Source organism: Rothia sp. HMSC073B08 (genome assembly GCF_001812975.1).
In the GTDB taxonomy this organism is placed as follows: domain Bacteria; phylum Actinomycetota; class Actinomycetes; order Actinomycetales; family Micrococcaceae; genus Rothia; species Rothia mucilaginosa.
Genome location: NZ_KV811057.1, coordinates 148,625 through 156,306 on the forward strand (window position 1 = coordinate 148,625; position 7,682 = coordinate 156,306).

8 protein-coding genes are annotated in these 7,682 nt (G+C 56.5%); all 8 read left to right on the forward strand.

The annotated features are described in order from the left end of the window. The first annotated feature begins 1 nt into the window (after window position 1). The 8 genes from HMPREF2884_RS03380 to rlmB all read left to right on the forward strand — a co-directional run bounded on the left by HMPREF2884_RS03380 (window position 2) and on the right by rlmB (window position 7,211). A complete protein-coding gene (locus HMPREF2884_RS03380; RefSeq protein ID WP_005509299.1) occupies window positions 2–319 on the forward strand; it encodes a DUF2516 family protein in 318 nt (105 codons plus the stop codon). Window positions 320–540: 221 nt separating this feature from the next. Then, window positions 541–1,278, forward strand: a complete 738-nt coding sequence (locus HMPREF2884_RS03385) for a phosphoglyceromutase (protein ID WP_005507152.1) — start codon at window positions 541–543, stop codon at window positions 1,276–1,278. 167 nt (window positions 1,279–1,445) lie between these two features. Next, on the forward strand, window positions 1,446–2,588 hold the full coding sequence (locus HMPREF2884_RS03390) for a sensor histidine kinase (protein WP_246823468.1): 1,143 nt from the start codon (window positions 1,446–1,448) through the stop codon (window positions 2,586–2,588). A 41-nt stretch (window positions 2,589–2,629) separates the two neighbouring features. Next, window positions 2,630–3,313: a response regulator transcription factor gene (locus HMPREF2884_RS03395; protein WP_005507150.1), complete on the forward strand. Its 684-nt coding sequence runs from the start codon at window positions 2,630–2,632 to the stop codon at window positions 3,311–3,313. Between the two features lie 15 nt (window positions 3,314–3,328). Continuing rightward, a complete protein-coding gene (gene ispD / locus HMPREF2884_RS03400) occupies window positions 3,329–4,072 on the forward strand; it encodes a 2-C-methyl-D-erythritol 4-phosphate cytidylyltransferase (protein WP_049346706.1) in 744 nt (247 codons plus the stop codon). A gap of 73 nt (window positions 4,073–4,145) precedes the next feature. Further along, window positions 4,146–4,628, forward strand: coding sequence for a 2-C-methyl-D-erythritol 2,4-cyclodiphosphate synthase (ispF, locus tag HMPREF2884_RS03405; RefSeq protein WP_005509302.1), 483 nt, complete (start codon window positions 4,146–4,148; stop codon window positions 4,626–4,628). Between the two features lie 82 nt (window positions 4,629–4,710). After that, window positions 4,711–6,129, forward strand: coding sequence for a cysteine--tRNA ligase (gene cysS / locus HMPREF2884_RS03410; RefSeq protein ID WP_070615672.1), 1,419 nt, complete (start codon window positions 4,711–4,713; stop codon window positions 6,127–6,129). A gap of 95 nt (window positions 6,130–6,224) precedes the next feature. Further along, window positions 6,225–7,211 carry a 23S rRNA (guanosine(2251)-2'-O)-methyltransferase RlmB gene (gene rlmB, locus HMPREF2884_RS03415; RefSeq protein WP_005507146.1) on the forward strand — a complete coding sequence of 329 codons (987 nt, stop codon included), beginning with the start codon at window positions 6,225–6,227 and terminating at the stop codon, window positions 7,209–7,211. Window positions 7,212–7,682: the final 471 nt, after the last annotated feature.

The following is a 7,682-nucleotide window of genomic DNA, read 5'->3' on the forward strand; positions in this document are numbered from 1 at the left end:
TATGTCTCCTATTCTGTTGGTCATCTATGTGACCACTCTTATCGATGTGCTACTGGCTGTTGCCGGCGCTGTGGTTGGTGTGCTGGCTTTTGTGCGTGCGTGGATGTCTCCGGCGAACGCGTACGATTTTGCCGGTAAGCGCCCGAAGAACACGTGGCTGGCTTTGACCGGTGGTTCTGCTGCGGTGTCGCTGTTTAGCGTTTTTGCTGCGGTGACTGGCGGCGGTAATACTGTACTGATTCTTCAGCTGATTGCTGCTGTGATTAGCTGTGTGTTCTTGGCTGGTGTGTGGCCTTCGGTGGGTCGCCGCCGTTTCTAGCGTTAGCTTGTGCGCTCGCTTTGTGCGATAGATGGTGAAGCCTCGTGCGCTGTCTGACGGGTTTGTCCCGGTCGGATGGTGTGCGGGGCTTTTCCCTATTTCTGGCGGGGTTTTTGAGCCTTTCGTTCTGGTAGAAAAGACCCTTATAAATTTTTGGGAGAATGCATATTTTCTAGGCTCTAAGGCATGACAAACCGGCGGGTAAATGAAAAAATAGAGGTATGACTTACAAACTAGTACTCCTGCGCCACGGCCAGTCCGAGTGGAACGAGAAGAACCTGTTCACCGGCTGGGTGGACGTTAACCTGACCGATAAGGGCCGCGCTGAGGCTAAGCGCGGCGGCGAGCTGCTGGCAGAGCGCAACATCCTCCCCGATGTTGTTCACACCTCCCTGCAGCGTCGCGCAATCAACACCGCAAACCTTGCACTGGATGCAGCAGACCGTCTGTGGATTCCTGTCAAGCGCACCTGGCGCCTGAACGAGCGTCACTACGGCGCTCTGCAGGGTAAGAACAAGTCCGAGATTCGCGAGGAATACGGCGACGAGAAGTTCATGACTTGGCGTCGTTCCTACGACGTTCCGCCGCCCCCGCTGGATGACAACGACCCCTACTCGCAGGCACACGACCCCCGCTACGCGGATGTCGAGAACGCTCCTCGCACCGAGTGCCTGAAGGACGTTCTGGGCCGTATGCTTCCCTACTGGGAGTCGGACATCAAGCCCGACCTCGCAGCAGGCAAGACCGTTCTGGTTGCTGCACACGGTAACTCCCTGCGTTCGCTGGTCAAGCACCTCGAGGGCATTTCCGACGAGGACATTGCTGGCCTGAACATCCCCACCGGTATTCCGCTGTACTACGAACTGGATGAGAACTTCCAGCCCGTCAAGCCCGGCGAGTACCTGGACCCCGAGGCTGCTAAGGACGCTATTGCTGCCGTAGCAAACCAGGGTAAGTAATACCTCCGGCAGGGTTTCACCCCTGTCATTGTGATGAGCCGTTCACCGGTAAGGTGGGCGGCTCATTGCGTTGTCTGCAAGGTTTCTGTACGGGGAGCGTGCCTGAGAAGAAGAGCATTCGCCTGAGTGCTGGGTATCGGCCACATTTATACTTATGGGGTACCCGAATGGAAGGGAAGTACATGGATGCCGGTCTGATCGCCTTTATTGCGGGCATGATAGGTCTGCTGGTGGGCGTCCTGAGCATGAATGCGGTGGCGCGTAGTGAGCGGGAGCAGGAGCGTAGTTTGGTGTCGGCGCCGGCGCTGCGTGATGGTGCCGCTCAGGTACTTGCTGTGATTGGTCGCGCCTACCTGGTGATTGATGAGGTGGGCGGCGTGGTTCAGGCTTCTCCGGGTGCGTACGCGATGGGTCTGGTGCGTGGTCATACGGTGGCGTCTGATGAGTTGGCGGATATGATTCGCACGGTGCGTCATCGCGGTATTTTTGCGGAGCGTACTTTTGAGATTGACCGCGGTGAGGGTGAGGCGCTGGTCTTGGATGTGCGTGTTGCTTCGCTGGGGGACGAGTACATTTTGGTGCTCGCGGATGACCGCACTGAGATTTCTCGTGTGCAGCGTATGCGTAATGATTTTGTGGCGAATGTGTCGCATGAGTTGAAGACTCCGGTGGGTGCGGTGAGTCTGTTGGCTGAGGCTATTGAGCAGGCGAGTGATGACCCGGAGGCGATTGAGTATTTTGTGGGGCGTCTTCATAAGGAGACGCGCCGCCTGTCTGCGCTGGTGCGTGACATTATTGAGCTTTCGCGTCTGCAGTCGACCGATGTGATTGCGCGTGGTGGTCCGGTGTCGGTGCCTTCTTTGGTTACTGATGCGGTGGACCGTTCGCATATTGTGGCGGAGGAGAAGGACATTCAGATTTCTACCCGCATCGAGGAGGTGCCCGAGGTGTACGGTGACGCCGAGCTGCTCGGTATTGCTGTGCAGAACCTGGTGGAGAACGCGGTGCGTTATTCGCCGGAGCATACGAAGGTGGATATTTGGGTGCACCGTGTGGCTGATCAGCTGCTGGTTGAGGTTGCTGATCAGGGCGTGGGTATTCCGGAGGACGAGCAGAAGCGTATTTTTGAGCGTTTTTACCGGGTTGATCCGGCTCGTTCGCGTCAGACGGGCGGCACTGGTTTGGGCTTGAGCATTGTGAAGCATGTGATGACTCAGCACGGTGGTAGCGTGACGGTTCGGTCGATGCCGCAGGAAGGTTCGACGTTTACGTTGGCGTTGCCGCTGAATGAGCCTCCGGCCGCAGTGTAGTGTTAGCGGTATAGGTTTTATGGAATCGAAGGAAGTTATTGATGTCTAAAATTCTGATTGTTGAGGACGAAGAGGCCCTCTCGGATCCCCTTGCGTTTTTGCTGGGTCGTGAGGGTTTCCAGACGATTGTTGTGGACAACGGTCTGGACGCTCTGCCGGTGTTTGACCGCGAGGGCGCGGATTTGGTGCTTCTGGATGTGATGCTTCCGGGCATGTCCGGTATGGAGGTGTGCCGTAAGCTGCGTGAGGTGTCTTCGGTCCCGATTATCATGTTGACCGCTAAGGACTCTGAGCTGGATAAGGTGCTGGGTCTGGAGCTGGGCGCTGATGACTATGTGACGAAGCCGTATTCTGCGCGTGAGCTGATTGCTCGTATCCGCGCGGTGTTGCGTCGTCGTTCGGCGGAGACTGATTCTGCTACTGAGTCGGTGCTGCAGGGCGGCCCGGTGCGTATGGATATTGACCGCCATGTGGTGACGGTTAATGGTGAAGAGATTTCTATGCCGCTGAAGGAGTTTGAGCTCCTGGAGATTCTGCTGCGCAATGTGGGTCGTGTGATGACTCGTGGCCAGCTGATTGAGCGTGTGTGGGGCGCCGACTATGTGGGTGATACGAAGACCCTGGATGTGCATATTAAGCGTCTGCGTTCGAAGATTGAGCCGGATTCTTCTGCCCCGCAGTATGTGGTGACGGTTCGCGGCTTGGGCTATAAGTTCGAGGCGTAGGCGGGCTTGAGACTGATGAGTTCTGCTTCTGCGGCGAATACTGCTGTGATTGTTTTGGCGGCTGGTTCGGGTACTCGCCTGGGTGAGCCGATCCCGAAGGCCGCTGTGCGTGTGCATGGTCGTACCCTGCTGGATTATGCGTTGGAGGGTGCGCTCGCTTCGGGTGTTGCTGAGCATGTGGTGGTGACTGTTCCTGCTGATTGTTCGGCGAGTTGCCCGGAGCTTTTGGAGGATGCCCGCCGTGCCGGTGCGTTGATTACTGCCGGTGGTGATACGCGTACTGCTTCGGTGGTTGCGGCGTTGGATGCTTTGAAGGATGCGCAGGTTCCGGTGGATTATGTGCTGATTCATGATTGCGCTCGTGCTTTTACTCCGCCGCAGGTGTATCACCGCGTGCTTGAGGGTTTGGGTTCTGCGAGCCCGCAGGGTGTTGTGCGTGCGGTGATTCCTGTGTTGCCGGTGGTGGATACGGTGAAGACTGTGGATTCTGCTGGTTTGGTGACGGGTACTCCTTCGCGTGCGCAGATGCGTGCGGTGCAGACTCCTCAGGGTTTTGAGGTGGCTGCCCTGTTGGCGGCACATGAGCGTAGCCGTTCCCTGCCTGCTGAGGAGGCTGAGCTGTTGACTGATGATGCGATGGCGATGGAGGCGGCGGGTGAGCCGGTGTTGACGGTTGCCGGTGATGCGGATGCGTTTAAGGTGACGACTCCGATGGATTTGCGGGTTGCTCGCGCGCTGTTTGGTGTTTCTGTTGCTTAACCCTGCCGCCTAATGCCTCTTTTGCGGAGGCACTGCTGCTGAGAAGATTTTTGATCGATTGAAGGGTCCTGTGATGACTGTTATTCCTCGTGTTGGTACCGGTGTTGATGTCCACGCTTTTGGTGAGGAGGGCACTCCTCTGTATATTGCTGGTCTGCATTGGCCGGGTGAGCGTGGTTTGAGCGGCCATTCTGATGGTGATGTGGTGGCTCATGCTGCCGCTGATGCTCTTTTTGCTGCCTCCGGCACGGGGGATTTGGGCTCTAATTTTGGTGTGGACCGCCCGGATATGAAGGGCGCTTCTGGTGTTCGTATTCTTTCTGAGGCTGCGGCGATTGTGCGTGCTGCTGGTTTTGAGATTGGTAATGTGAGTGTTCAGCTGGTGGGTAACCGCCCGAAGTTCTCTCCGCGCCGTGATGAGGCGAACCGTGTGCTGAGCGAGGCGGCGGGTGCTCCGGTGACGGTGATTGCGACGACTACTGACGGTCTGGGTTTGACGGGCCGCGGCGAGGGTGTGGCTGCTATTGCGACGGCGCTGGTGTACCCGCGTTCGTAGGTGTTTGGCTGCTTCGAGCCATTCTGTAACCTATCGCTGATTTACCGCCCCGGCGTCTGAGCCGACCCCGTAGAATGAGAGTGTGACTATGCGTTTTTATGATTCAGCTTCCGCGACTATTCGCGAGTTTGAGCCCGTCGTGCCCGGTGAGGCGCGTATCTATTATTGTGGTGCTACGGTGCAGGGTGAACCGCATCTGGGCCACATCCGTTCGGCGTTGGTTTTTGACCAGTTGAGCCGTTGGATGCGTTACCGCGGTTTGAAGGTGACGACGGTCCGCAATGTCACTGATATTGATGACAAGATTTTGGCGAAGTCTGCTGATTCTATGGAGCCCGGTTTTGAGGGTGAGTTCCCGAATGAGCAGTGGTGGGCGCTCGCGTACCGTTTTGAGAAGGTTTTTGCTCAGGCGTATGCGGCGTTGGGTATTGATCCGCCGACGTATGAGCCGCGTGCGACCGGTCATATTCCGGAGATGTTTGCTCTGATTCAGCGTCTGATTGATCGTGGCCACGCGTATCCTGCGCTGGATGATTCTGGTGACGTGTATTTTGACGTGCGTTCGTGGGGTAAGTATGGTGCGCTGACGAATCAGAGCGTTGAGGATATGCAGGATTCTGCGGATGCTGATCCGCGCGGTAAGCGTGACCCTCGCGATTTTGCCCTGTGGAAGGGTTATAAGGAGGGTGAGCCGCTGACTGCTTCGTGGGAGTCTCCGTGGGGTCGCGGCCGTCCGGGCTGGCACCTGGAGTGCTCGGCGATGGCTGGTAAGTATTTGGGTTCGCGTTTCGATATTCACGGTGGCGGTTTGGATTTGCGTTTCCCGCACCATGAGAATGAGCTGGCGCAGTCGACTGCTGCTGGCGATGATTTCGCGAATTTCTGGATGCATAACGGCATGGTCACCTATGAGGGTGAGAAGATGTCGAAGTCTATCGGTAATACGATTTCGCCGGCGCAGATGCTGCAGATGGCTCGTCCGCTGGTGGTTCGTTATTACCTGGGTAGTGCGCATTATCGTTCGATTCTTGATTACCGTCCGTCGTCTTTGCAGGAGGCGGCAACCGCTATTGAGCGTGTTGAGGCGTTCCTTGCTGCAACTCAGGATGTGCTGAAGCCGGGCCGTGAGGTTCCGGAGGCTTTTGCTGAGGCTATGGATGATGACGTGAATATTCCGCGTGCTTTGGCGGTTCTGCATGAGCAGACTCGTGCGGGTAATGCGGCGCTTGCTGCTGGTGAGGATGCTTCGGAGGCGGCGAATGCTGTGATGGCTATGGCTGAGGTTCTGGGTCTGGCGCAGCTGATGAGCTTTAATGCTGAGGGCACTTCGGGTGCTGAGCATGAGGCTCTGGATGCGCTGATTCAGGCTGTGTTGGCGGAGCGTGCTGATGCTCGTGCTCAGAAGGATTGGGCGAAGGCTGATGCGATGCGTGATCTGTTGGCGTCTGCTGGTGTGCAGGTGAAGGATGGCGCGAATGGTTCGAGCTGGAGCGTTGGCTAGAGGGTGATGTGCCCCGCGTTTGTGCGTAAGGCTTAGGTCGTGCGGGTTTCTCTCGCGTAGACTCGTATTCATTACTTTGACGAAGGAAGAGAAGAATGGCTAAGGCAGGTTCGCGCCCGGGCGCTACCAGCAAGAAGAAGGGTGCTACTAAGGGCACTGGTGGTCACGGCCGTAAGGCGCTTGAGGGTAAGGGCCCTACTCCGAAGGCTGAGGACCGCGTTTATCACAAGGCGTATAAGATGAAGCGCGCGGCGGAGCGTCGTGCTGCTACCGGTACGAACCGTAAGTTCCAGACTCGTCTGGGCGGTAAGCGTGCTAGCGATGAGCTGGTGACTGGTCGTAATGCGGTGCTTGAGGCTCTGCGTACTGAGATTCCCTCGAAGCACTTGTACATCATGAGTCGTGTTGAGGTTGATGACCGCGTTCGCGAGATCATGACTATTGCGAATAAGCGCAATATTCCGATGCTGGAGATTCCGCGTAGCGAGCTGGATCGTTTGACTGATGGTTCTGTGCATCAGGGTGTTGCGATGCAGATTCCGCCGTACAAGTACCCGGATGCGACTGACCTGGTGCTGGATACTATGGAGCGTTGGCACTCGGGTAAGCTGTCGACTCCGCCGCTGTTTGTTGCTTTGGACGGTATTACTGATCCGCGTAACTTGGGTGCGATTATTCGTAGCGTGTCCGCGTTTAGCGGTGATGGCGTGATTATTCCTGAGCGTCGTTCGGCTGCTGTGACTGCTGGTGCGTGGAAGACTAGTGCTGGTGCGGCTGCTCGTATTCCTGTTGCGATGGCGACTAATCTGACTCGCGTGATTCAGCAGGCTAAGGAGCAGGGTATTTTCGTGATTGGTCTGGATGGCGGTGGCGATATTGAGTTGCCGGCTCTGGAGCTTGCGAATGAGCCGCTGTGCGTGGTGGTTGGTTCTGAGGGTAAGGGCCTGTCCCGCCTGGTGACTGAGAACTGCGATCAGATTGTGTCGATTCCGATTGATTCTGCGATGGAGTCTTTGAACGCAGCGATGGCTGTGGGCATCACTCTGTACGATGTTTCTCGTCGTCGCGCTTCCGCGAACTAGAGTTTTGAAGCTTGCGAGCTACGGGCTGTAGCTTGAACCCTATAGCTTGAATAAGGAGGGCGCCCCCGTGAGGGGGTGCCCTCCTTTTCTGTGCTCTTCTGCGCTCTCCCCCATATGTAGGGGCTCATATATAGGGAGGCTGCAGAGGGGGAGGTGCAGAACGGGGAAGTGCAGCGGTACAGAAATGCAGGTGATGCAAAGATTCCAGAGATGGGGGGAGGGGCGGAGTCCCTCTTCCCATCTTCTTGATGCTGAGAGGCTCTTCTGCCCTTCTATATGGGCTCTATAGGGAGCTTCTGCAGGTTTTCGAGGTCTTTTGAAGGTTTTTAAACTTTTTTTGAAGAACTTTTGGAAGGCTTATCCTGCGTTGACTAGGGGTTTTGCTGTTCTGTTTGGGTCAGAGTGAACCTAAACCCCCGTATTTGTGTCTCACTTCACCCTATTTCGGGTTGCAGACCCATTTCGGCATCT

What these genes read in the sequence shown, in the direction of transcription:
- HMPREF2884_RS03380 (WP_005509299.1), top strand. Translation starts at nt 2, where the DNA reads ATGTCTCCTATTCTGTTGGTCATCTATGTGACCACTCTTATCGATGTG.
- HMPREF2884_RS03385 (WP_005507152.1), top strand. Translation starts at nt 541, where the DNA reads ATGACTTACAAACTAGTACTCCTGCGCCACGGCCAGTCCGAGTGGAAC.
- HMPREF2884_RS03390 (WP_246823468.1), top strand. Translation starts at nt 1,446, where the DNA reads ATGGAAGGGAAGTACATGGATGCCGGTCTGATCGCCTTTATTGCGGGC.
- HMPREF2884_RS03395 (WP_005507150.1), top strand. Translation starts at nt 2,630, where the DNA reads ATGTCTAAAATTCTGATTGTTGAGGACGAAGAGGCCCTCTCGGATCCC.
- ispD (WP_049346706.1), top strand. Translation starts at nt 3,329, where the DNA reads ATGAGTTCTGCTTCTGCGGCGAATACTGCTGTGATTGTTTTGGCGGCT.
- ispF (WP_005509302.1), top strand. Translation starts at nt 4,146, where the DNA reads ATGACTGTTATTCCTCGTGTTGGTACCGGTGTTGATGTCCACGCTTTT.
- rlmB (WP_005507146.1), top strand. Translation starts at nt 6,225, where the DNA reads ATGGCTAAGGCAGGTTCGCGCCCGGGCGCTACCAGCAAGAAGAAGGGT.